Origin of the sequence: Pseudomonas sp. WS 5071 (assembly GCF_012985765.1) — a bacterium.
Classification (GTDB): Bacteria; Pseudomonadota; Gammaproteobacteria; order Pseudomonadales; family Pseudomonadaceae; genus Aquipseudomonas; species Aquipseudomonas lundensis_A.
The window spans coordinates 28251-53191 of record NZ_JAAQWY010000012.1; the positions used below are offsets into that span (position 1 = coordinate 28251).

Here is a 24941-nt window from a genome sequence, read left to right on the forward strand (position 1 = left end):
CGCCTGCCCCGCGATGCCCTGTTACAAGGGCATCACCGGGGCAGGCGGCGTGTCGTTTTACAACGGTTAATTAACGTCCCATGGCCCGTGCTGCGTCAGCGGTGTACTGATCGGCGGTGAATTTGCCTTCGTTCAGAATCGCCCCTTTCTTGGACTCGTTCGTCATCCCGTAACCGGTGTACTGGCCCGAGTTCAAGTCCATGAAGAATTGCGAACCTGCCTGCCAGGCGCTCATGTCCGGGTGGTAGAAGTAGTTGATCATGGCGTGCTTCCACAACTGCCCGCGGGAATCGTAGTTATCGGCCATCACCGAATGCCAGGTGTCCTCGTCAATGAACAGCACGCGCTTGCCATAGACGTGACGGTAGCCTTCCTTCAAGTCGGCTTCGAGCACCCACACACGGCGCAACTCATAGCGCATGTAGTCCGGGTTCGGGTGATTGACAGTCAACAGGTCAGCATATTTCGCCGTGCCCGCATTTGCCTTGTAGGCATTGCCCGGGATGTACATTTCACGCTTGCCGATCAACTTCCAGGTAAAACGCTCCGGCGAGCCGTTGTACAACCGGTCTTCGTCCACGGTCATGGTGCCGTTGGTGCCAATCATCGGCTGGTCATAACCATAACCCGGCAACTGGCGCACACGGCGGGTCGAAGGGCTGTAGGTCCAGGCCTGACGCGGGTCGGTCTTGAAGTTGTAGGGTTCGTGGGCAATGTTGATGACCCCGTTATCCCGTGCGGGCTTGAGGGTGGTGTTGTTGGTGTAGGACTGGAGCTTGTCCTCGGTGCGCGGCTCCACGGTCGGTGAGTTGGCAGGCGACAGCCCTTTGCCGTAGGCACGGCCCCAACCAATACTGCCATTGGGCAATACCGACGCCAGGTCGCTGGTTTTATCTTCCGTCCAGGCGCGTGCCGGCAATTGGTGGTTCCACAACAGCTCCATGCCGTTCTTCGGGATCGGGAACGGAATTTGCCCCAGCCCTTCGATGCCCATGCCGTCATCCACCAGCTTGGCATTCAACGCATTGCTCATGGCCCGGCGGCACACGTAGTCCGGGTAACGGTAATCGCGGTGGCCGGGGTAGATGTTCATCTTGTAGGTATCCGGGTAGCGCTTGAGCAGCGCTTTCTGGCCCTCGGACAGTTGATCGGCGTATTGCGCCATGTTCTGCGCGGTAATGACCAAAATCGGCTTTTCGTCAGCGTAAGGGTCGACCGGGTGGTCTCCGGAGAATTTGACGTGTTTCCAGCCCGGCACCTCCCCCAGGTACTTACCGGTGTAAGGCGGAATGGTGCCCGCCGCGTTACCGGCCTTTTCGGCGCCGACACAGGTCAGCTCCTTGCCCAATTTGGCCGCCTCTTCGGGGGACACCTGGGCCATTGCGGCACTGATCGCCAGTCCATTGACGGTCAGGGTGGCTGCGAGCATGACGCCTGTTCTTGTTATTTTCATGTATTGCCTCCTACGCGAATAAAGCTTGCTGGGGGTGTGGTGCCATTCTTCGCCATCTGCAGCCGTATACATCGTCCACAAAGACTAATCAGGCGCTGAGTAGCAGCGTCTTGAGCACGCCCTTGAGGGTTTTGCCCGAGGCGTTGCGTTCGAACGGGGTGTGCTGCACGTGAATCCGTGCCGGAACTTTGTAACTGGCCAGCCGCGCCGCCATGAAGGCCTTGAGTGCGTCACTGTCCGGGGCCCGGCCCGCCTCGCCGCTGACCACCAGCAATACCACTTCGCCCAATGCCTCATCGGGCATGGCCAAAGCCGCCGCTTCGATTACGCCAGGCATTTCACAGGCGCAGGACTCCACTTCCGCGGCGGAGATTTTTTCGCCGCCGCGATTGATCAAGTCTTTGGCGCGATCGGTGATATAGAGGAAACCTTCGTCATCGAGCATTCCGATGTCTCCGGTGTCCAGCCAGCCATTTTGCAAGGTCTGCGCGCTGGCATCGGGCAGGTTCCAGTAGCCGCTCATCAAGGTTGGCGAGCGCAGCCAGATCACACCGCTGACACCCGCAGGCACCGGATTATCGGGGCTGTCGCCGATGCGCACATCCACGATGGGCAGCGGCCAGCCGGCGGCAGCCGGTTTATAAACGAACTGATCGCCGCCAATCGCAGCGCCGATGCCATTGCTTTCCGTCAAGCCATAACCACTGCCGCCGACGGCTTCAGGTTTACGCTGGGTCAAATGTGCCAGCAGGCTGCTGGAGGGAGCGGCACCGCCCAGCCCGAGGCCGAACAGGCTCCGGGTGTCAGCGGTGCCGAAACGCGGTGACGTCAACAGCTGCTGCATCATCACCGGCGCGCCGTTGAACTGGGTGCATTGCTCGTCGCGAATCAGGTCCAGGGCCGTTTCAACGTCCCACTTGTACATCAGCAGCAGGCGTCGACCGCTGCGCAAGGCCAGCAGAAACTGCGCGTGCAAACCGCTGACATGAAACAACGGCACCGCCATCAGCGTCGTCGGCGCATAGCCACTGTTGATCACCACACTGATGCGCTCGGGCGAACTCACCGCGCAAAATGCGCCCTGAAACTCCAGCGCCACCAGCGCCTGACATACCGCACGGTGCGTCGACAGTACGCCCTTGGCCAGACTGGTGGTGCCCGACGTGTACAGAATCAGCGCCGGGTCATCGGCACTGACAGTCGCTGCCGGAACACGCACGGGCGGCTCCGCGAGCAGGTCGTCAAGGCGCTGGCAATGTTCTTCCAGTGGCGTGCCGTCAGGCGTGCCCACCACCACGGTCGCCAGCCCCTGCTCACGCAGGTCGCGGGCTAACAGCTGCAAGCGTGGTGCATCGCACACCAGCACCTGAGCATTGCTGTCTTGCAAACCATGAAACAACTCATCGCGCAGGCCCCAGCTATTGAGCGGCACACACACGGCACCGCAGCGCTGGACGGCGGCAAACGCCACCAGCCACGCCGGTTGATTGCGCATCGCAATGGCGACACGATCCCCCTGGCGCACGCCAAAGCGCCGCACCAGTTGCCCGGCGAGACGGTCCACCTGATCGAAAAATTGGCTGAACGTCAGCCGCTGCTGTTCCCACACCAAAAATTCGCGGTCCCCGTGTACCCGACCGCTGTCGATGGCTGCCCACACGTTGGCGGCGGTGTGGCGGAAGTACTTCAGGCCGCTGCCCGCTGTGGTCTGAACTTCATAGGGCGAGCCCGGGCCAATCAGTTGCTGCCAGGCGCCCTGCCATTGCTCAAGCTTCATCTTGTTATTCTCCAGACGTTAAGCGCCTATACCGACTCAGGCGGGCGCGAACGCCAGCGAGGCGTAGCGCTCGCAGTGGAAATCGGCATCCCCCAGACACGCTTGGGCAACGCGGATGCGTTTAAGAAACAGCCCGACATCCAGCTCGTCGGTCACGCCGATACCGCCGTGCATTTGCACGGCTTCATTGGCCACGCGCACGGCCATTGAACCGGCCTTCCACTTGGCCAGGCTGGCCAGCCGCTGACGCTCGCCCTCAGCCAACGCCGGGTCGTCCAGCGCGGCAAGCCCGGCCATCACGGCACTGCGTGCCAGTGACAGTTCGACATATAACTGCGCCGCCCGGTGTTGCAGCGACTGAAACGAACCGATCGCGACATCAAACTGGACCCGGGTCTTGAGGTAATCGAGGGTCATTTCAAACAGTTTTTCGGCCATGCCCAACAGTTCAGCCGCCAGGCACACCCGGCCCCGGTCCAGCGCCGTGTTCAGCGCAGGCCACGCTGCGCCCGGATCGCCCAGCAGCGCATCGGCGCCAAGTCGCACCTGTTCCAGGCGCACTTGCGCATGGTTGCGCGAGTCAATCAGGGGCAACGCGCTGACCGTCAGGCCCGGTGCATTGGCAGGCACCAGAAACAGGCTGATGCCCTGCTCCGGAATCGATGTGTGTGCGGTACGCGCCGCCACCAGATACGCATCGGCACCGACCCCGTCGACCACAAAGTACTTGTGGCCATCAAGGACGTAACCGTCGCCATCCGCTTGCGCGGTCAAATTCACGCACTGCGGGCTGTGACGCGGACGCTCCTCCAGGGCCAGGGCCAGACGGCGCTCGCCGCTGATCACCGAAGACAACCACACGTCTTGCTGCTGCGCATTGCCCAGCACGTGCATCAGCGAGCCGCTGAGTACCACGCTGGACAGCAACGGCGTGGCGCTGAGGTTTTGGCCGATGGATTCAAAAATCGGCCCCAACCCCATGCAGCCAAAGTCCAGCCCGCCGAGGCTTTCCGGGAACGGAATCGCACTCCAGCCCAGCGCCACGGCGTCCTGCCACACCTGCGTGTCAAAACCGGGTGCACGGTGCTCATCGCGCAGTGCACGTTGCCGTGCGACCGGGCTGCGGGCTGCCAGAAACTCGCGGGCGCTGTCGGCCAGTAGCCGTTGTTCTTCGCTATAAAGCAGAGTCATGGTGGGTTCCTTACTTCACGTCAGGCAGGCCGAGGACCCGCTTGGCGATGACATTGAGCTGGATTTCCGAAGCGCCGCCCGAGATCGTCAGGGCGAAACTGTTCAACCAGCCGCGGGTGATGGCCTGTTCCTGCGGGGTGAAAGCGTCCTTGTCCCAACCCAGCGCGTGATACCCCATGACCTCCAGCAGCACTTCAAACTTGTTGCGCTCCTGTTCGGTGTGCACCAGTTTCATGATCGACATCAGCCCGCTGACGTCTTGCCCGGCCCGAGCCTCTTCGCCCATGCGCTGGACAGTCAGGTTGTAAGCCTGCTCATCCATGGCGCACGCGACAGCCCGCGCCACCAGCGCGTGTTCAGACTGTCCCTGCGGGTTCGGCAGGTAGTCCTGCACCAGCGACAGCAAATGAAAATGCGTCGGCAAACTGAACTCGCCGAACTTGGACATGGCCTTGCGTTCGTGCTGTAACAGGCGTTTGGCCAGATTCCAGCCACCATTGAGCGGGCCGATCAGTTGGCTTTTGGGCACCTTCACGCCATCGAAAAACACTTGGCAGAAGGCGGATTTGCCGCTGATCAAATCAATTGGCGCGACGCTGACACCGGGGCTTTTCATGTCCAGCACAATCAGGCTGATGCCCGTGTGTTTGCTCGCCGCGGGATCGGTACGCACCAACGCGTACATCCAGTCAGATTTGTCGCCGTACGAGGTCCAGATTTTGCTGCCATCCACCACAAAATGGTCGCCCGCGTCCTTGGCCGATGTCTTGAGACTGGCCAGGTCGGAGCCCGCATTCGGTTCCGAAAACCCCTGACACCAGCGCACTTCACCGCGGGTCATGGGGGTCAACAACGTTTTTTTCTGTTCTTCGGTGCCAAACTCCAGCAACACCGGGCCGAGCATCCAGATGCCGAGGTTGATCTGTGGCGGACGGCATTTCAGGCGCCGCAGTTCGCTTTCCAGCACCGCGTTGTATTCAGGGCTCAAGCCCCCGCCACCGTATTCGACGGGCCAATCGGGGCAAAACCAGCCTTTATCGCGCATGCGTTCAAACCAGACGCGGGCGTCTTCACTCGCAAACGCCACGTCACGGCCACCCCACACCAGTTCCCCTTCAGGAATCGCCTTGCGTTGCGAGGGCGGGCAATTGGCTTCAAGCCAACTGCGGGTTTGTTCTCTGAACTGATCAATCGCACTCATGTGACTCACCTGTTGATCATGGGAAACGGGTTAACGCTGGGTGCGTGGCATGCCCAGGCCGAATTGGGCGATCAGCTCGCGCTGGATTTCATTGGTGCCACCGCCAAACGTCAAGGTCACCGAGGCCCGCACTTCGTACTCCAGGTCACCGTGCAGCACAGCGGCGTCTGACCCGCTGCGCACCAAACCGCTGGCACCGACGATGTTGCTCAGCAGGCGCAAAATCTCGATCCCGGATTCCGAGCCGTACACCTTGGTGGTGGACGCCAGCGCCACGTCCATGCGATCACGCTCCAGATCGGCGGCAATGCGCAGATTGATCAGGCGCATGGCTTCCAGACGCGCATAGCACTCGGCCAGCCCGGCACGTACCCACGCGGTATCCATGGCGCGCACACCATTTTCGTCAGGCTGACGCGCCCACGCCCAGACACGCCGGAACAGCCCCACCACCTTGTCCGACCACGCACCCAACCCGAGCCGCTCGTGATTGAGCTGCGCGGTGATGAGCTTCCAGCCGCCGTGTAACTCACCGACCAGCATGCCCTGCGGCACCTTGACGTTGTCGTAGTACGTGGCGGCCGTCGGGTTGCTGGTGGTCGGGATGACGGTGGTTGAAAAGCCCTCGACCCGGGTGTCGAGAATCAGGATCGACACGCCTTTATGCCGAGGGCGCTCCGGGTCGGTTCGCGCGGCCAGCCAGATGTAATCCGCCGATTCCGCGCCAGAGGTCCAGAGTTTGTTGCCATTGACCACAAAGTGATCGCCTTCCAGGCGCGCCGAGGTTTTCAGCATCGCCAGGTCACTGCCTGCCTCCGGTTCCGAATAGCCGATGGCAAAGATGATTTCCCCGGCTGCAATACCCGGCAAAAACTGGGCTTTCTGCGCCTCGGTGCCGTATGCCATCAAGGCGGGACCGACAGTGCTGATAGTCACAAACGGCAGGGGCGCACCCGCAATGTTGGCTTCTTCAAAGAAGATGAACTGCTCGGTCGGCCCGTACCCCTGACCGCCATGTTCCTTGGGCCATCCCACCGCCAGCCAGCCATCGCGCCCCATCTGGCGGATGGTGTCGCGGTACAGCTCGCCGCCTTCCTTGCCGCGCAACTGTGCGCGCAAAGCCGGTGTCATCAAGTGTTGAAAGTAATCGCGCACGGTATGGCGCAGGGCATGTTGTTCGGGCGTAAGGTCAACGAACATAAAAGCTCCTTAGGCTGCGCCGAGAATCAAACCGCTGGTAGGCACGCCGGTGCCGGCGGTAACCAGCACGTTGTGCACATCATCGACCTGGTTGACCGAGGTGCCGCGCACTTGACGCACTGCCTCGGCTACACCGTTCATGCCGTGGATATAGGCTTCGCCCAACTGGCCGCCGTGGGTGTTGATCGGCAGCTTGCCACCTCGGGCATGGTGCCCGGCCCGGATGAATTCCTTGGCTTCGCCCCGCTCGCACAAACCGAACTCTTCCAGTTGCGGCAGTACAAACGGCGTGAAGTGGTCGTAGATAATGGCGGTTTGCAGCGCGTCCGGCCCCAGCCCTGACTGGCGATACAGCTCTTTGGCGACCACGCCCATCTCCGGCAGCCCGGTAATGTCATCGCGGTAAAACGAGGTCATGATCTGCTGCCCCGAGGTGATGCCCTGGGACCCCGCTTTGATCATCACCGGCTTCTGGCGCAGGTCCTTGGCGTACTCGGCCGAGGTAATGACCATGGCCACGGCGCCATCGGATTCCTGGCAGCAATCGAGCAAGTGCAACGGTTCGCAGATCCAGCGCGACGCTTGATGCTCTTGTAGCGTGATCGGCTTGCCGTAAAAGAAGGCGGCCGGGTTGGTGGCGGCAAAATCGCGCACGGCCACGGCCACGCGGCCGAAATCTTCCGAGGTGGCGCCGTAGGTGTGCATATAACGTTGGGCAAACATGCCCACCCACGATGCCGGCGTGTGCAGACCGTGGGGCATGTACCAGCCGTAATTGACGTTTTCAAAGATCGGCGTGGAGGCAAAGCCATAGCTGCCGCTGCCAAACCGGTACCACGAGCGCTCGTTCATGGCGCGGTACACCACCACGACTTTGGCCACACCTGTGGCCACCGCCATGGCGGCGTGCATGATGGGCGCGCAGGCCGCGCCACCGCCGTGGGGCACCTGGGAGAAGAACTTGACGTCTTTACAGCCCAGCAGGCGGGCGATTTCATACTCGGGCACCTTGTCCACCGAGTAGGAGCTGAACCCCTCCACGTCAGCAGGGTTGATACCTGCGTCTTTAAGGGCCGCCAGGGTGGCTTCCATCGCCAGACGCAGTTCGGTGCGCCCGGAATTTTTCGAGAATTCGGTGGCGCCCAGACCGACAATGGCGGCGCGCCCGGAGAGTGACGATTGCGACATGTGAACTGTCTCCCGCTGTCAGGGTAAAACCAGCGCGACCGTGCCGGTCACGTGGTTGCCCATGGAATTTTTGCCGCTGAGGGTGATTTCCACCGTGCGCGTGGCTGCGTCTTGATGGCTGACAACGCCGTTGAAGGTCATGCAGTCGCCAGGGTAATTCGGCGCCCCCAACTTGATCTTCAAGGAAGCAAAGCGCGCTAGCGGGCCTGCCCACTCTTCGACATAACGCTGCACCAGCCCGTTGGTGGTCAGGATGTTCATGAAGATGTGCGGCGAGCCCAGTGCCTGCGCCGCCTGCATGTCGTGATGACCTGGGAAGTAATCGCGCGTGGCAATCGCCCCCCCCGTAATCAGGCCAACGGTAATAGGAATGGCCAGTTCCGGCAGGGTCTCGCCGGGGCGCACGTCGTCAAAGCGCTTGGTGTTCTTCGAGGTCATATTTCCATCCCAGCTTGTCGTGGTGGCTCAGCCAATTGCCGAGGTGTTCAAGGCTGGCGGCCGAACCGCCCAGCGCATTGCCAAGTGCCCGGCTCCAGTAGAGAAAACGGTGCATCGGGTAGGTCAGGTCGACGCCAATGCCGCCATGTACGTGCTGCGCGTTGTGCCCGATCACATGCCCGGCTTCGCACGCTTGCCAGGCCGTGGCCAGTGCTTCGGATGGCGCCGGCAGGCCGGCGTCGAGGCGGTAACACAATTGCCAGAGGCAACTGCGCAGGGCTTCGAGTGCGATGTGGGCGTCGGCCATGCTCATTTGCACCGCCTGAAAACTGCCGATGGCGCGGTCGAACTGACGGCGCTCGGAGACGTACGCCACCGTGCGCCGCAACTGCTCGGCACTGACACCCAATTGCAACGCCGCCAGCGCCGCCGTGGCCCGGGGTTCTAGCCATTGCAAGGCCGCGGTGGGCAACAGCTGCCCGGCCCCGATAATCAGCCCGTCAATGCGCAGGTCCGCGATGGCCTCGCCGTGGGTCATGCGCCCGGGCACATGCGTGATGCCCTTGGCCGCCAGCTCGACCCAGGCCAGTCGCGGTTGTCCTTCCGCCATCACCAGCAGTAGCGCGGCCTGGGACTGCTCGGCCAAGGCCAGTGCCGACACGCGGCCTTTCAACTGCCAGCCCTGCGCGTGAGGATGTGCATGCACCTGCACCCCAAGGGCACTGTGCAAACCACCAAGGTCCAGCGTCAGCAGCGCACGCCCTGCCGCCGCCTCCGTGGCCCAGGCTTGTAAGGTGTCATCACCGAAACCGGCGAGGGTGGCCGCCGCCAATTGATGGCGCCACAAGGGCACTTGCCCCAAGGCATTGCCCTGGGCTTGCAGCACCTGCATCAGGTCGGTCATGCCCAACCCGCTGCCGCCCTGAGCTTCAGGAATGGCCAAGGCTTGCAAACCAGTCTCTATGCACAGCTCCCACAGCGGTTCCATGAAGGCCTGATCGCCCGTATCAAACTGGCGCAGGCGGTCGTCGGTGCAATAGTCGGCAAACACGCTGCCGGCCATTTCAGCGATCGCGTGTTGATCCTCTGTGAATTCGAAATCCATACGCCCCCCCTTACTCGGCCACAGGCCGGAACAGCGGCAAGGTCAACTCACCGTCAAAGGTCTGGAACTCCAATTGCACCGGTTGCCCGATACGCAAGGCATCACGCGTGACCCCGGTCAGCCCTGCTACCAGCCGAACGCCCTCCTGCAGCTCAATCAGACCAATGGGGTTGGGGTGATCGAACGGCGCGACTTCGGGGTAATGCATGATCACGAAGGAGTACAGATGCCCACGGCCACTGGCTTCGACGCTGTCCCAGTCAAAGGAATGGCATTCGATGCACACCGGCGCTGGCGGATGCCGCAGGGTCTGGCACTGGGTACAGCGCTGGATCAACAGCTTGCCTGCTTCGCAGCCCTCCCAGAAAAACCGCGTGTCGTCGCTCATTCCCGGTTTCGGGCGTTTGACCACGGGCGCAGCGCTCACATCGGCCGGGGCCTGGGGCGCGGCTGGCGGGTGCGCCGGGCGGAACTTGAAGACGCGGAACAACAGTTCCCCGACAGCTTCGTCGCCGCTTTTATGCTCGACGAAATACTGCATCACCAACGTGACGAAAAACCCGTTGCCTAAACCCGTGGTTTTCTCGTCGCCCACTGAATCCAGGCGCGTGGTGTAGTAGAGCTTTTCGCCGGGACGCAGGTTGCGGTTGAAGGTCAACTCCGAGTTCACCGCCACCACTGACGGGTAACCGTAGGACTCGATCAGTTTGAGCACTTCGTAAGGGTTTTCGGTGGTTGAGCCAGGCGGGTAATGGTTGGCGTGAAAGCCTTCCATGCACCACACCTGCAACATCGAAGGCGGCGCCACCAGTCCGTCCTGCTCACTGTTGGCAGCAAAGGCGGGATCGGTGTACAGCGGGTTATCGACACCCATGATTTCGCACCATTGGCGAATCATCGGGGCGTTGACATCGTCCCAGGCGTACACGCGACCATATTCACGCCCCACCAGGGCGCGCACGTCGGTTAGCAATTGAGAATCAGCCAAGTTCGTCTCCTGCAGGATGAGCGCGGCAACTTGCGGGTTGCCGCAGAGGGTCGATCAATGCCCGGCGTTCTGCGCGGCACCCAGAAAAGCCGGGCGTTCGCCGCCGCCGTGCAGCAACAGGTTGCAACCGCTGGCATACCCCGCCATGGGCGATGCGATAAACAGGCAGGCGTTACCAATGTCTTCAGGCAGCGCCATGCGCCCGGCCGGTATCCCGGCGCTGACGGCGGCGACACCCTGTTCATCGCCGTAATGCAAATGCGACTGTTCGGTGCGCACCAAACCGGGGCTGACCGCCACCACGCGCACCTTGGGCGCCCATTCCACCGCCAGCGATTGCACCAGCGCCAACACACCGGCCTTGGCTGCGCCATAAGCCGCCGTACCCGGCGAGGCACGCAACGCGCTGATGCTGCCGATAAACACAATGCAGCCGCCGTCGGCCTGTTGCTGCATCAGCGCATTGGCCTGCTGCGCCACATTCAGGGGAGCGATCAGGTTGAGGCGGATAATGCCTTCATGAAAACGGGGCGAAACACTGGCCGCGTCGGCGGCAGGGCTGCCACCGGCGTTGTTGATCAGCACATCCAGACGCCCGAAATCGGCACGGATGCCGTCGAACAGGGCCTTGAGCGAATCCAGGTCACGCACATCGCAGGCCATGAAGATCGCCTGCGCCGAACCGGCCTGTGGCAGTGCTTCGGGCGCCGTACGGCCACACACAATGACGCGCGCTCCGGCCTGCAAAAAACTGCACGCAATGCCTGCGCCGATGCCTTTGGTTCCGCCGGTAATCAGCACCACCTTGTCGGTGTAATCGAGTCCTGAATGTTGGCCCATGAGGCGCTCCTTTTCTTCTGATGGAGCCACTCTAGGGGCTTATTCGCGGGTGCTCGTCGTCTGAATGGACGATGAAGCCGCGCCACGCCAACGCAACACTTCAGCGCACGCGGCACTGCCAGCCATCGCTCATGAGGAACGCCATGTCAGCCCCTTCCACCGACCCGGTTCTGCTCGAATTCCCGAGCCCGGGCGTCGCCCTGTTGCGACTCAATCGGCCCCAGGCCACCAATGCCCTGAGCCTTGAATTACAGGCTTTGTTGTCACGCTATTTCGTGGAACTTGCAGAAAATGCCGAGGTGCGCTGCATCCTGCTCACCGGTGGCGAGAAGGTGTTTGCGGCGGGCGGCGACATCAACAGCATGGCCGGGGTTGGCCCGATCGACATTTATCAGCGCCACACCGAACGGGTCTGGGCGCCGATTCAGCAGTGCCCGAAGCCTGTGATCGCGGCGGTGTGCGGCTACGCCTATGGCGGCGGTTGTGAGCTGGCGATGCTGGCCGACATCATCGTCGCCGGGCGCGGGGCCAAATTTTGCCAGCCGGAAATCCGCATCGGCATCATGCCGGGGATCGGCGGCACGCAGCGGCTAGTACGGGCCGTGGGCAAGGTCAAAGCCATGCGCATGGCCTTGACCGGTCAACCCATCAGCGCAGAAGAAGCCTGGACGGCCGGGCTGGTCAGCGACCTGGTGGACGATGACCAGGTGCAAGCCCAGGCACTGGACATTGCCAGACAGATTGCGGCGATGCCGCCGTTGGCGGCCGAGCAAATCAAAGAAGTGATCCTGGCCGGGATGGACGCACCGCTGGAGGCCGGCTTGGCGCTGGAGCGCAAAGCCAATGCGTTGCTGTTTGCGTCACGGGACCAGAAGGAAGGCATGCAGGCGTTCATCGAGAAACGCACGCCACGGTTTGAAGGTAAGTAAACCCGGGCCCGCGTCAGCATCTCAAGGCTGGCGCGGGCCCGTTGTTGTGTGGGTCAGGCGTTCACCTTTGCGCGCAATTCATTCTTCGCCACTTTGTTCGACGCATTGACCGGCAACGCCTCAAAGAACCGCACCTGCCGGGGCACTTTGTAATTGGCCATGTGTTCACGCGCCCATTCAATCAACTGGGCTTGATCCAGTGACTGGCCGTGGCGCAGCACAACACAGGCGCAACCCACCTCCCCCATGCGCTCATCGGCAATACCGATGACCGCCACCTGCGCGACAGCCGGGTGCTCCATCAGCCCGGCCTCGATTTCGGCCGGGTAGCAGTTGAAGCCGCCGACGATGAACATGTCTTTCAGGCGATCGGTGATGCGCAGGTTTCCCGCAGCGTCCAGCACGCCAATGTCGCCGGTGTGCAGCCAGCCTTCGCTGTCAATGGTTTGCGCAGTGGCAACCGGGTCTTCGAAATAGCCTTGCATGACATGAAAGCCGCGCAGGCAGATCTCGCCGGTGTTGCCTGCTGCAAGGGGGCGGTTGTGCGGGTCGCGAATGCTCACTTCTGTACCGGGAATCGCCCGGCCGCTGGTGCCGGCGATGGTCTCGGCCGCATCGTGCGGGTCGCAGATGGTCGCCAGCCCACCGCATTCGGTCAGGCCATATGCGGTGGTCACCACGGCGAACCCCAGCTCACGGCGCATGCGCTCAATCAGGATGGGCGGAATCGTTGCTGCGCCGGTGACAGCAATCCGCAGGCTCGACAAGTCCGTCTCGGCCAGTTTCGGGTGGGCCAGCATCGACAGGTACAAGGTAGGCGGCCCCGGCAGCACGTTAATACGTTCTGCGGCGATGCGTTGAAACACCGCCTCGGCATCAAATACCGCGTGCGGCAAGATGGTCGCCCCGGCCAACAAGCAGGTCAGCCACCCCGCCTTGTAGCCAAAGGCATGGAAAAACGGGTTGATGACCAGATACCGGTCGCCCGCCTGCAAGCCAATCACCTTCACGTACTCGCTGAAGGCGCGCAGGTTTTGCCCGTGGGCGCTCATCACGCCCTTGGGCTTGCCCGTAGTGCCGGAGGTAAAGAGCAGATCGCTCAAGTCGTTGGCCTGGACACTGTCCGAACGCGCCTGCACAGAATGTTCGCTGACTGTGGTGCCCAAGGCCAGGAACTCATCCCAATCCAGGTCGAGGGCGCTGGCGACCTGCCGTTCTTCCAGCAGCACCATGTGTTCAAGGCTGGCGGGGCGACAAGGGGCCAGCAACGCCAGGTAATTGGTGCCAAGGAAATGCGGCTGCACAAACAGCACACGGCTGCCGCTTCGTTGCAGGATGTCAGCTGCTTCACTGCCTTTCATCCGGGTGTTGATGGGTACCATGACTGCCCCGGCGCAATGAATCCCCAGCGCGGCAATGATCCAGTCGCGGCCATTGGGCGCCCAGATTGCCACCCGATCGCCCTTCTCGATCCCCAGCGCCATCAGGCTGCGGGTCACCGCGAGGGCGAGTCGGGGCAAGTCTCGATAGTCAGTGCGCTGCCCATGCGCTTCAATGGCCGTGCGCCCGGCATGCTGTTGCGCCGCTTGCTGCAACAAGTGAGGAATGGAGCTTGGCAGGCTCAAGGTGTCGTCACGCAGGACGTCAAGGGTGGAATTCATCGGTCACTCGTCTGGCGAATTATTCGGGGAAACACACGCGTAACTGTTCACTGCGGGGGATGGACTGGCAGGCCAGTACCCAGCCTTCACTGAGCTCCTGCTGATCGAGGGCATCGTTGCGCAGCATCTCTACCGCACCGCGTTCGACCGTGCACATGCAGGTGGCACACGACCCCACCAGACACGAACTGGGCGGACTCAGCCCGGCGCGTTGCATGGCATTGAGCAGGGTTTCACCCTCGGCGCACGGGACTTCGAATTCTTCGCCGTCGAGGCGTACCGACAGTTGGCTGCTGACGCCATCGGGGTTCACCGCGGGCAGCTCTGGCACACTGCCTTCTTCGGGCAGTGAAACAAAGCGCTCCACGTGAATACGCCCGTGTGGCATGCCCAGCCCTTGCAGGGCGCTGACGGCGGCGTCCATGAACGGCCCCGGACCGCAGATAAAGGCTTGGGCATGGGCCCACGGGCGGGCGATTTCTGCCAATTGCGCCACCGCCGGAATGCCCTGTACCGAATCCAGCCAGTGAATCACTTGCAGCCGCTGGGGGTAGGCGCTGGCCAGGGCCTTCAGCTCGGCGGCGAAGATCACCGAGGCTTCATCGCGATTGGCGTAGATCAGCAAAACCCGCTCGCTGCCGGCAATCAGCACAGAGCGCAGGATCGACAGCACTGGCGTCACCCCGCTGCCGCCGCCAAACAGTACAAAGTCATCGTCAAAGTGACGTGGCACGAACGCCCCCGCCGGCGCCAGCACGTCCAGTTGATCGCCCTCGCGCAGTTGCTGACACAGCCAGTTAGAGGCGCGGCCGTCACGCACTTGCTTGATGGTCACCCGCAGTGGCTCATCGTGCAGCGGTGTGCTGGACAGCGAATAACAGCGCGGTAGCCATGCACCTTCGAACGGCACGCGCAGGGTCAGGAATTGACCGGGCTTATAGGTGAACTGCTCGCGCAACGCAGGCGGAATGTCGAACACCAGTGAGCGCGAATCAGCGGTTTCAGGGATGATTTGCGCAATGCGCAGCGAATGGTAGGCAGGTGTATTCATTTTAAATACTCATCACAAACTGGCCGCTGTCGATGCGCAGCTCTATACCATTGATCGCGCGCGACTCATCGCTGGCCAGAAACAACACGCTATTGGCCACGTCTTCAGGCAGGCACATCCGGTGCATCGGGTCACTCTCGATGGTCAGGCTGGCGGGGTCCAGTCCGGCCGGGAACGTGCCGGTTGTCATTGGGGTAAGAATCCCGTCCGGGTGCAATGAATTGCAGCGGATGCGGTATTTGCGCCGACGGCAGAGCACCGCCACGGTACGGGTCAGGGCGGCAACGGCCCCTTTGGAAGCACTGTAGGCGGTGTAGTCGTCGCGTCCGGCGAGTCCGGCAATCGACGACATGTTGATGATCGAGCCGCCCTCGCCCTCTTTCATCAACCCCAGTGCCGCCCGGCAGCCCAGAAAAACACTGTCGCTGTTGACCCGTTGCACGCGCTGCCAGTCCCGGTAGTCGGTGTGTTCAATGTCACCGTGCAGCAGAATGCCCGCGTTGTTGAACACAATATCCAAGCGTCCGTAGGTGGTGCGAATCACGTCAATGACCCGCGCCCAGTCCGCCTCGCTGGCCGCATCATGCGCCAGGAACAGGGCGGCGGGACCGATTGCCTGCGCCAGTGCCTGCCCGGCCGCGACGTCAATGTCGCTGATCACAACCTGCGCGCCCTCTCGGGCCAACAGCCGGGCGCTGGCGCGTCCCACACCGCTGGCCCCACCGGTAATCAACGCCACTTTGCCTGCTACGCGTGCGCTCATAGGGTGCTCCTTCACAGGGTTTCAGCCGCCAGTTGGGCCCGAGCGGGCTGGCTGTCAGTAGCAACAGCCTTGCCTGCACGGCGCCCGGAAAACACGCAGTCGGCCAGCGAAAGGCCGCTGATGTACAAATGCGAGGCGATGCCGATGGCGGTTCGCCCGGCACTGTACAACCCGGCAATCGGTTGGCCGTTGCCATCCAGTACCGCGCCGTTATGTTCGTCGACCTTGAGGCCGCCCAAGGTCAGCGCCCCCAATGGAAACATCGGGTTGCTGACACTGATGTCACAGGCGTAGAACGGGCCCTGATCCAACACCTGGCGGCTGCCCTGCGACTTGCCAAACGCATCGGGCGCCGTGCCACGTGCGCCTGCGTTATAGGCTTGCAACGCAGCCTCAAGGGTTTCGCCGTGCATGCCGCAAGCGCTGGCCAGCTGCGACGCATCGCGGCCTTTGCGCACCTTGAACAGCATCAATGCCAAGGCTGGCAATGCCTGAAACCACCAATAGCCGTCGAACAGCGCCTGACGAATCGCCTGCTTGCGCAAGCGCGCATCCAGCACCAGCCAGGCCTTGCCCCCCTGCTCTTCACACAGCGGCTGGCCGAGGGTGGCGCCATACACTTCTTCGTTGCAAAAACGTCGGCCTTCGGTGTTGACCACAATCCCTTTAGGCCAGCAAAACGGCGGGTTGATAAAGCGCCATGCCGACACCCGGCTCAGGCGATCACCGTGTGCGCCCACCGATTGCCCCAGGCGCAGGCCGCTGCCATCGCAGCCGGTAGCGCCGACCTTGAAGTTGCGGCGAAATTTGGGGGCATGTTCGCGGATCAGGTCGCGATTGAAGATAAAGCCGCCCGTGCTCAGGATCACGCCTTGGCGCGCCCGTATCAGCACAGGTCGGGCATGCTCGCGCTCCAGCTGGCTGACGGTGTGGCGCAAACGGTCGCAGTAGCCCGGCGCAAAGTTCTGCAAGCGCTCGGCCCGTGCCGCCAGCCGTGCATGTTGCTGCGCCTCGCGCGATCCGGCAGGCATCTGCCACAGCTCAGCACCGACGACCCGGCCCGTCTCATCCACCACTAACCGACGCGCAGCCGATTGCAGCAACGGCTGCACCCCGGCACGCAGGCAGGCAGCTTGCAAATGGCCATATAACACGGCGCCGCACTGGCCTTTGCCAACCGTGCGATGGCCCCGTGGCGCCGGCGCGTGCGTGCCGCTGTGGGACGGCACCAGTTCGTTGCCGGAGTAATACAGAAAGTAGCCATCGGACGGGTAGGACGTCTTGCCGCCCGGGGGCACGCTGTGGGCGTAACTCGCGCCGTGGCTTTCGAGCCAGTTCAGGTTGCTGACGCTGTCCGCGCAGAATTGACGCAAGGTGTCGTCGCTGATAACGCCAGCGGTTTCGTGTTTGAGGTAATCGAACATCGCCTGTGGGCTGTCATCAAAACCGGCTGCCCGTTGTTGCCGGGTGCCGCCCCCTGCGTAGACCACACCACCGCTCTTGGCGCTGGCCCCGCCGCCAGTAAAGCGGTCTGCAACGATCACGCTGGCGCCGTGGGTACGGGCTTCCAGCGCGGCACAGGCGCCCGCGGCGCCCCAGCCGATCACCAGCACGTCACAACTGTCGTGCCAAGCCTGATCGGCCACGTCACACACTCGCAATGGCGCGAGGATGTCGGTGTTGCTGGTGTGCGCTGCCGGACGGTTCATACTGCCGCCTCGGCCTTGGGCGCGGACGCCACGGGCGCATGGCGGGCAATGTGGTTGGCGGCAATGTAGCCGAAGGTCATGGCCGGGCCAAGGGTGCCACCGGCGCCGGGGTAGCTGGTGCCCATCACTGACGCCGAGCAGTTGCCAATGGCGTACAGCCCCGCAATCGGCTGGCCGTCTTCACGCACCACCTGGGCGTGTTGATTGGTCAGCAAGCCGCCCTTTGTACCGATGTCTCCGGCATCCAGGCGCATGGCGTAAAACGGGCCTTTGCGGATCGGTGCCAGGCACGGGTTGGGTTTGAGATTGCTGTCGCCGTAATAGCGGTCAAAGACATTGCCGCCCCGGTCGAAGTCGAGATCCTCGCCGGTTTGGGCGTACTCATTGACCTTTTGCACCGTGTCGCCCAAGCCGTGGGCATCGACGCCGATTTGCGCAGCCAACGCCTCCAGGCTGTCGGCTTTCCAGTACACGGTGTTGAGCCACTCTTTACGCAAGCGGCTGTCCGGCATGACTTGGGCGGGCATTAACGGCCCCATCGCATAATGAAAACGGAAGTGCCCGTCAAAAATGACCCACGCGGGCACCGAGCGCCCTCCGGTCTTGAGATTGTCTTTGTACATGGCGTCAACAAACTCCAGGTACGGCGCCGCTTCATTGACAAAACGATGGCCGAGGCTGTTAACCACGATGGCGCCCGGAAATGCCCGCTCGGCAAACACGCCGCGGGGTTTTTCTTCGCCGGGCACGGCAATCGTGGGCGCCCACCAGGCCCAGTCCATCAACGCCGTGGCAGCCCCAGCATTGAGGCCTGCTTGCAACGCCGCCCCGGTGTTATTGCCCGGCGGCGTCGCGCTCCAGGACGCGCGGGTAGGTTGCGGCAGGAATTTTTCACGCAGGGCCTGGTTCTGTTCAAAGCCGCCAGAGCCAAAAATCACGCCGCGCCGCGCCTTGAGCGTCAGCAGGTTGCCAGCGCTACGGACTTTAATGCCGGTGACCCGCTGATCCTCGACCACCAGCTCTTCAAAATCAGTGTTGAGCCACAGCGGCACGTTGCGGTCCATCAGCGAGCGGCGCAGCGAGGCGACCAGCGAGCTGCCCAGCGCAGCGCGGCGGTCGAATTTGCTTTTACGGCGCCATTTGAAGTCCAGTTTGTAGCGCGCCATCAATTTGAAGATCAGCCATTGCCAGCCAAAACTGCGGGCCATGGCGACGTGCGCGTCACGTGCGGTCCACGCGATGCGCCCCATCAGCAAGGTGGACGGTGACGGTTTGCGCAGGTTCGCCAGCTCTTCACCCAGCAGGCTGGTGTCGAACAGCTCCGGGTCCAGCGTCCGCCCGCCGGGCAAGGCACCGGGCAAGTGCGGGTAATAATCGGGGTATTTTTCTGCCACGGCATAACGCACGCGGCTGTTATGCGTCAGTTGCTTAATCATCGGCGCGGCATTGTCCAGATAGGCGCGCAGGCGCGCTTCATCGCCGTGTTCGCCGGTGGCGGCCTTGAGGTATTGCATCGACAACTCAGGGCTGTCATGCCCGCCTTTGGCTTTGAAGTAGTGGTTATTGGGAATCCAGATGCCGCCGCCGGATATCGCTGAAGTTCCGCCATATTTGTCACTTTTTTCGACAATCAGCACCGAAAGGCCCTGATCGGCGGCGAACAGGGCCGAGGTCATGGCGCCGGCACCGGAGCCGACCACGATCACGTCATAGCTGGACTGAGACTGAACTTGAGCCGTCATTGTTGTTGTGCCATCCGCTGAGGTCTGAAATTCATGCTGACGTCACGCCAGCCGCTGCCGTGTGCAGGCACGGGCAGTGACGGGCGCGGTGCGTTCAACGCGTGTGGAGCCGTTTACACAAATGGGTCGGCGTTAGGCAGGCCCAGTTGCACCAGCCCGTAACTGCGGCGGTAAGCCGCCTCATTGTTGGCGATATGCCCGCGCGCTTGATGCAGGTCGCGGAAATAGCGCGCCACCGGGTTGCCGCTGTACAGGCCTGACGCCGCCATGCACCGCAGCAGGTCGCTGGCCCGGTCGGCACACACGTTGGTCACGTGGGACGACTGATAGCGGTACAGCAAGCGCGTTTCGACATCCGGGTACTCGCCCGCTTCGGCCAGGGCCAGCAGGTGCCCGTAATTGCGCGCCAACACCAGTTTCAGGGCGTCCACGGTGATAATCGCTTCAGCCACGGCAGCTTGCGCCGCAGGGTCTTCAGCGGTTTTGGCGCCATGCTTGCCGATGTGCCCGGCGGCGTTGTCGCGGAACGCGTTGATTGCACCTTGTAACGCGCCAATGGCCGAGGTCGAGACCGCCCGGGCAAACACTTGGGCGAACGGGATCGAATACATCGGGTTGGTGTTGATCCGTCGCCCGGGGGTCGCTTCGACGCTGTAGTTATTGGTGCGCTGTACGCGGTGGGCGGGTACGAAGACGTCTTCAACCACGATGTCGTGGCTGCCGCTGCCGCGCAGGCCCAGCACGTCCCAATTCTGCTCAATGCGGTAATCGCTGGCCGGAATCAGAAAGGTCCCATGCTCGGTGGGGCCCGTCTCGTCTTGCGGCACGATGCCGCCGAGGAAACACCACTGCGCATGCTGGCTGCCACTGGAAAACCCCCAACGGCCGCTGACCTGATACCCGCCCTTGACCGGCGTCACTTTGGCCACTGGCATGTAGGTGGAGGCCACCAGCGCCGAGCTGTCTTCGCCCCACACATCGCGCTGGGCCTGTTCCGGGTAGCGGGCCAGTTGCCATGGGTGGACGCCCATCACGCCAAACACCCAGGCCGTGGACATGCAGCCTTCGGCCAGGGTCATCTGGATTTCAAAGAACGTGCGAATGTCCACTTCGTGACCACCCCACGCCTTGGGCTGCAGGGCGCGCAGCAAACCGGTTTCCTGCAAGTCGCGCACCGTGGCATCCGGCAACTTGCAGTCTTTGTCGGCTTGGGCCGAACGGCTTTGCAAAGCCGGGATCAGGGTGCGTGCGCGTTCCAGCAGCTCAAGCTCTATCGGACTTTTCACTCGGGTCGGGTCCATCTTTGGTTCTCCGTCAGTCTCTCGCTGCGCGGATGCGCGGGCGGTCTGTGACGAATAATCCGATCTGTAACGCTCGGCATCATCGTCAAAGCGGACTAGCCCCAACCCTGTTGTGTTTTAATTGCCGCCTTTTTTCAGCCTCCGTGTTTCAAGGAACAGCCCCATGCCGTCGACTGCCCCCACCCGCGTCCTGATCATCGGTTACGTGTGGCCAGAGCCGCGCTCCTCAGCGGCGGGTGGGCACATGATGCAAATCATCGAGAGCTTTTTGCAGCAAGGCTGGCACATTACCTTCAGCAGCCCGGCCGGTGTGGGCGAGCACAAGGCAGACCTGGCGGCCTTGGGCATCGATGAGGTCAGCATCGAGCTCAACAACAGCAGCTTCGATGCCTTCATCTGCGCGTTGGCGCCGGACATCGTGCTGTTTGACCGTTTCATGATGGAAGAGCAATTCGGCTGGCGGGTCGAAAAACACTGCCCCGACGCCCTGCGGGTGCTGGAAACCTCTGATCTGCAGAGCCTGCGCGATGCTCGTCATCAGCAGCTCAAGACACGCCTCAAGCACAGTGGCGACCTGGACGATTTCAGTGCGTTGTTCGCCCCGGCCACCGACGAGATCTTCGAACAAATGGCTGAAACGGACTTGGCGCAGCGCGAACTGGCCGCGATTTACCGCAGCGACCTGAACCTGATGATTTCCGAGTTCGAGATCGACTTGCTGGTGGAGCAATTTCACGTCCCCACTGCGTTGCTGCACCTGTGCCCGTTGATGGTGGATGGCGTACCCGACACCTGTGTGCCCTACGAGCAACGTCAGCACTTCTTGAGCATTGGCAACTTTCGCCACGCGCCAAACTGGGACGCGGTGCTGTGGATGAAGACCACGCTGTGGCCCTTGATTCGTCAGCAACTGCCCGATGCCCAGTTGCACATTTATGGTGCCTACACCCCGCCCAAGGCCACTGCCTTGCATAACCCGGCCCAGGGTTTTCATGTGCTGAACTGGGCCGAGGACGCGCTGGCCGTGATGAGCCAGGCGCGGGTGTGTCTGGCGCCGTTGCGCTTTGGTGCGGGCATCAAGGGCAAGATTGCCGATGCCATGCTATGCGGCACGCCTAACGTCACCACGCCAATCGGCGCCGAAGGGATGCACGGTGACCTGCCGTGGGCCGGAGCCATCGCGACGTCGGCTTCTGCGATAGCCGCCGCTGCGGTGGAGCTGTATCGCACCCCTTCGGCATGGCATCAGGCTCAACAGCACGGGCGGACACTGCTTGCCGAACGTTACCAGCAAAACGTTCATGGTCCGGCACTGGTGCAACGGATTGAAGCCTGCCGCGCAGACCTGCCACGTCACCGTCGCAATAACTTCACCGGGGCCATGTTGCGCCACCATCATCACAAAAGTACGCAGTACATGGCGCAATGGATCGAGGCCAAAAACCGTTCACTTTAACGGCTTGATGCCCCACAAGGTTTGCAGCGCGGCGCTGAATGAGGGCGCTAGGATGCGATTGCCGTGGCCGCTGAGGTGGTTGGAATCAAAGAACAACGGTTTGCCGTTTTTCCTGTCATAGGCCGAACAGAGGGCGGTCGGGCACAACACCGGGAACGGGTCCCACACTGCCAACGCGGGATGCTGCTGTTGTAAACGCTCGATCAACGCCAGTTGCGGGGCACGCAAGCGTTGCAAGGTGCTGCGAAACACCGTCAGGCCGGGAGCACACACCGGGTTCATGTGATTGAACCAGTCGGAACAGCGGCTGGGCGGTGCCTTGAATAATGGTTTGGGGGCCTCGATCAACACCTGCAGCCCGGTCGCTTGCAAACGGTTGAGGGTTGCCAGCGCCGATGCATACGCGGCCGCCTGCTCGTGCTCAATCCCTGCAAGCAAGTCGTCGACCACGGGGGTTTCCCCTTTTGACCATTCAAGCCCCTGAAGCTCCGGCATGCGCAGGGATGGCAGAAACACGATGTCCCCAGGCCGGGCGCGGGCCTCCAGATCCTTGAAATCCGCCTCACGCCGGGCAGCGCATCCGGGCGGGTCGGCGGCAATCAGGGTCACCACCCCGCAGCCTCCCCGCTCATACTCAATCACCTTGATGCCCATTTGCAGGGCGATCAGGGTGAACAGGGTGCGGTAGGCGGCAGCGTGCGAGTCGCCCAGCACGAACAGCCGTCGCCCCTGCAAACGCGGCTCGTCAAGGGCGGGCAGCGGCTCTGCGGGCCAATGCCGGTAGGCATACCAGGTGTACGTGTCGCGGGTCTGGCTCAAGGACAGGTGTTCTGTTTGACGGGTCATCGCCACGCACGTGAGCGCCAAAAGCCCGACTGCCGCACCGCTCACGGCAAGCGTCAGGCCGGGGGCGCGTAGCTGCCGTAAGGGGCTGGCACGCACCGGCCTTTCGAGCCAGTGATACGACGCAGCGGCCAGTGCGAAGACCAGTACGGGGTACAGGCATTGAACCCATAACAGTTCCAGCCCGGTCGTCCATTGGAAAAACACCCGCACCGGCCAGTGCCACAGGTAAAGGGAGTAGGACAAACGACCGATGTACGTCAGCGCGCGACCTTGCAACACACGCTGCAACGGCATCGCGCAGTGTGGCGCTGGCAGGATAATCGCCGTCAGCAGCAACAGCGTGCCCGATACCGTGACCACCGCCCACGGGAACGGAAACTGACTGGGCCGGGCCAACCCGAAACTGCCGATGAGCAAGGCTGCCCCGGCCAACAACGTAATAGTGCCCAGAGGCACAGAGGTCAACACGCCTCGCTTGGCGCCAATGGCCTGATACAGCATGGCGCCGGCGGCCAGTTCCCAAAAGCGGCCGGGCAAGAGGTAAAACGCTGACAACGGCGCATTGCTGGTCTGCAAGGCGCACACCAGCAGCGACACGGCGGCCAGTACGGGCAGCAGCGCCCGTGCGAGCCATGATTGTGTGCGGTAACGCAGCCACAGCCAAAACAACCCGGGGAACAGCAGGTAGAACTGTTCTTCGACCCCCAGTGACCACGTGTGGAGAAACGGGTTGAGGTTGCTGCCGGGGGAAAAGTAAGTGTCTGTGTGCAGTGCCAGCACGGCATTGCTCAGCCCGAAAAATGCCGCAAGCCCTGTGCGATTGATGTGATCGCTGAGCCAAAACTGCGGCATGAACATCGCAGACAGCACAAAGCTGACCAGCAGCACGCACAGCAACGCGGGCAGGATGCGCAGACAGCGGCGTCGATAAAAGTCGGCCAGATACGTCAACAACCCGGATGACGGCCGTTCACTCAGGGATTGGCTGATGACATACCCCGAGATGACAAAGAACATGTCCACCCCGACAAAACCGCCAGGCAGGACATTCAGGTAATCGCTGTGGAAAATGATCACCGCCAGTACGGCAATGGCCCGCAGGCCATCTATGCCGTGGATGTGCGCGTAAGAATGGTGAGGCATCGGGGAACCTGCTCGCACGGACTGTTGACCGGTAAGGACAGTAACCTTGCGTTACGTATTGAGCAGTAGTCCCCATCTTGTTTCGACGTAGTACCTTGGCCTAGTTTTCCGCCCCCCGTCTGCGCCGTCGTAACAGGTAGGTGTCCATGATCCAGCCTTTGCGCAGCCTGGCCTGTGCCCTGACCTGCTTGATCTGCGCGCACACGTCGGACAGTTCGCCTGCGATGAGGATTTCATCTGCGGTGCCTATGTAAGCGCCCCAATAGATGTCGACATCCTGGTCCACGAACGCTTCGAACGCACAATGGGCGTCGAGCATGACCACCACGTTGTCCAGGTCTGCTGCGCTGAGTTGTCGCCCGGTGGTGATCCGGATTGGCTGCCCAATACCGTTAAGGGCAATGCGGTGCCGCGCCACCAGGGCCTGCACACTGCTGATGCCGGGAATCACCTCATAGTCGAACCCGGTCAGCCCCTGGTCACGGACCCGATCCAGCATGCGTAAGGTGCTGTCGTACAGCGCCGGCTCTCCCCATAACAAAAAGGCCCCGCATTCCCCGTCCTGCAATTCGTGTTCAATCAGTCGGGCAACAACCTCGGCACGTTGCGCGTGCCATTGCTCCACGCCATCGGTGTAGCGAGGGGTTGTGCTGTCGCGCTTGGGGTCACTGACTTGCACCACGCGGTACGCAGGTTCGCGGATGTATCGCTGGCAGATCTCCAGCCGCAGGCGTACCAGATCCTGGGTGATGGACCCTTTATCCAGTACAAAAAAGACGGTCGCCCGATTCAGCGCATGGATCGCCTGCACCGTGAAGTGCTCAGGATTGCCAGCGCCCATGCCAATCAGCAGAAGGGTTTTCATGCACAGAAGGCTCCACCAAAGTCGTGCCGCTGACTATAGAGCGCCGTGCCGGTGAACGCACCGCGAATCAGCCCTGTGTGTCGGACTGACCCGC

20 protein-coding genes are annotated in these 24941 nt (G+C 62.2%); 2 read left to right on the plus strand and 18 right to left on the minus strand.

The window, feature by feature from the left end; translation table 11 throughout:
• Window positions 1-70: 70 nt before the first annotated feature.
• The 10 genes from HBN61_RS09595 to HBN61_RS09640 form a co-directional block, all read right to left on the minus strand.
• Window positions 71-1453 carry an outer membrane lipoprotein-sorting protein gene (locus tag HBN61_RS09595; protein WP_524539068.1) on the minus strand — a complete coding sequence of 461 codons (1383 nt, stop codon included), beginning with the start codon at window positions 1451-1453 and terminating at the stop codon, window positions 71-73.
• A gap of 88 nt (window positions 1454-1541) precedes the next feature.
• Window positions 1542-3230 (minus strand): class I adenylate-forming enzyme family protein, encoded by a 1689-nt coding sequence (locus HBN61_RS09600; RefSeq protein WP_170046618.1) that lies wholly within the window; start codon window positions 3228-3230, stop codon window positions 1542-1544.
• A gap of 36 nt (window positions 3231-3266) precedes the next feature.
• Window positions 3267-4421 carry an acyl-CoA dehydrogenase family protein gene (locus tag HBN61_RS09605; RefSeq protein WP_170046619.1) on the minus strand — a complete coding sequence of 385 codons (1155 nt, stop codon included), beginning with the start codon at window positions 4419-4421 and terminating at the stop codon, window positions 3267-3269.
• Between the two features lie 10 nt (window positions 4422-4431).
• Entirely contained in the window at window positions 4432-5622 is a 1191-nt protein-coding gene (locus tag HBN61_RS09610) for an acyl-CoA dehydrogenase family protein (RefSeq protein WP_169962840.1), read from the minus strand.
• Between the two features lie 30 nt (window positions 5623-5652).
• Window positions 5653-6822 (minus strand): acyl-CoA dehydrogenase family protein, encoded by a 1170-nt coding sequence (locus HBN61_RS09615; protein ID WP_170046620.1) that lies wholly within the window; start codon window positions 6820-6822, stop codon window positions 5653-5655.
• A gap of 9 nt (window positions 6823-6831) precedes the next feature.
• Complete coding sequence (locus HBN61_RS09620) at window positions 6832-8010, minus strand: lipid-transfer protein (RefSeq protein ID WP_094994397.1); 1179 nt, start codon at window positions 8008-8010, stop codon at window positions 6832-6834.
• A gap of 18 nt (window positions 8011-8028) precedes the next feature.
• A complete protein-coding gene (locus tag HBN61_RS09625; protein ID WP_094994398.1) occupies window positions 8029-8448 on the minus strand; it encodes a MaoC family dehydratase in 420 nt (139 codons plus the stop codon).
• A complete protein-coding gene (locus HBN61_RS09630; RefSeq protein ID WP_169962837.1) occupies window positions 8420-9553 on the minus strand; it encodes an acyl-CoA dehydrogenase family protein in 1134 nt (377 codons plus the stop codon). The genes HBN61_RS09625 and HBN61_RS09630 overlap by 29 nt, the downstream gene beginning before the upstream one ends.
• A 10-nt stretch (window positions 9554-9563) precedes the next feature.
• Window positions 9564-10541 carry a bifunctional MaoC family dehydratase N-terminal/OB-fold nucleic acid binding domain-containing protein gene (locus tag HBN61_RS09635; protein WP_170046621.1) on the minus strand — a complete coding sequence of 326 codons (978 nt, stop codon included), beginning with the start codon at window positions 10539-10541 and terminating at the stop codon, window positions 9564-9566.
• A gap of 54 nt (window positions 10542-10595) precedes the next feature.
• Window positions 10596-11381 carry an SDR family oxidoreductase gene (locus HBN61_RS09640; protein ID WP_169962833.1) on the minus strand — a complete coding sequence of 262 codons (786 nt, stop codon included), beginning with the start codon at window positions 11379-11381 and terminating at the stop codon, window positions 10596-10598.
• Between the two features lie 143 nt (window positions 11382-11524).
• Here HBN61_RS09640 and HBN61_RS09645 point away from each other — a divergent pair, with 143 nt between their 5' ends.
• Window positions 11525-12310, plus strand: coding sequence for an enoyl-CoA hydratase (locus tag HBN61_RS09645; RefSeq protein WP_094994402.1), 786 nt, complete (start codon window positions 11525-11527; stop codon window positions 12308-12310).
• A 53-nt stretch (window positions 12311-12363) separates the two neighbouring features.
• Here the strand turns inward: HBN61_RS09645 and HBN61_RS09650 are convergent, their stop codons facing one another.
• The 6 genes from HBN61_RS09650 to HBN61_RS09675 form a co-directional block, all read right to left on the minus strand.
• A complete protein-coding gene (locus HBN61_RS09650) occupies window positions 12364-13971 on the minus strand; it encodes a FadD3 family acyl-CoA ligase (protein WP_170046622.1) in 1608 nt (535 codons plus the stop codon).
• Window positions 13972-13990: 19 nt separating this feature from the next.
• Window positions 13991-15022, minus strand: a complete 1032-nt coding sequence (locus HBN61_RS09655) for a ferredoxin--NADP reductase (RefSeq protein ID WP_170046623.1) — start codon at window positions 15020-15022, stop codon at window positions 13991-13993.
• Between the two features lies 1 nt (window position 15023).
• On the minus strand, window positions 15024-15785 hold the full coding sequence (locus HBN61_RS09660) for an SDR family oxidoreductase (protein WP_094994405.1): 762 nt from the start codon (window positions 15783-15785) through the stop codon (window positions 15024-15026).
• A gap of 11 nt (window positions 15786-15796) precedes the next feature.
• Complete coding sequence (locus HBN61_RS09665; RefSeq protein ID WP_170046624.1) at window positions 15797-17494, minus strand: FAD-binding protein; 1698 nt, start codon at window positions 17492-17494, stop codon at window positions 15797-15799.
• Complete coding sequence (locus HBN61_RS09670; protein WP_170046625.1) at window positions 17491-19236, minus strand: FAD-binding protein; 1746 nt, start codon at window positions 19234-19236, stop codon at window positions 17491-17493. Before HBN61_RS09670 ends, HBN61_RS09665 begins: the two co-directional genes overlap by 4 nt.
• 113 nt (window positions 19237-19349) lie before the next feature.
• A complete protein-coding gene (locus HBN61_RS09675; protein ID WP_094994408.1) occupies window positions 19350-20537 on the minus strand; it encodes an acyl-CoA dehydrogenase family protein in 1188 nt (395 codons plus the stop codon).
• 163 nt (window positions 20538-20700) lie between these two features.
• Here HBN61_RS09675 and HBN61_RS09680 point away from each other — a divergent pair, with 163 nt between their 5' ends.
• The gene (locus tag HBN61_RS09680) at window positions 20701-21993 is read left to right on the plus strand and encodes a glycosyltransferase (RefSeq protein ID WP_170046626.1); all 1293 of its coding nucleotides are present in this window, start codon (window positions 20701-20703) and stop codon (window positions 21991-21993) included.
• On the opposite strand, the gene HBN61_RS09685 is transcribed toward HBN61_RS09680, so the two are convergent.
• Together HBN61_RS09685 and cobF are read right to left on the minus strand one after the other, a co-directional pair.
• Window positions 21985-23982 (minus strand): acyltransferase family protein, encoded by a 1998-nt coding sequence (locus HBN61_RS09685; RefSeq protein ID WP_170046627.1) that lies wholly within the window; start codon window positions 23980-23982, stop codon window positions 21985-21987. The genes HBN61_RS09680 and HBN61_RS09685 overlap by 9 nt on opposite strands.
• A gap of 100 nt (window positions 23983-24082) precedes the next feature.
• Window positions 24083-24847 carry a precorrin-6A synthase (deacetylating) gene (cobF, locus tag HBN61_RS09690; protein ID WP_170046628.1) on the minus strand — a complete coding sequence of 255 codons (765 nt, stop codon included), beginning with the start codon at window positions 24845-24847 and terminating at the stop codon, window positions 24083-24085.
• Window positions 24848-24941: the final 94 nt, after the last annotated feature.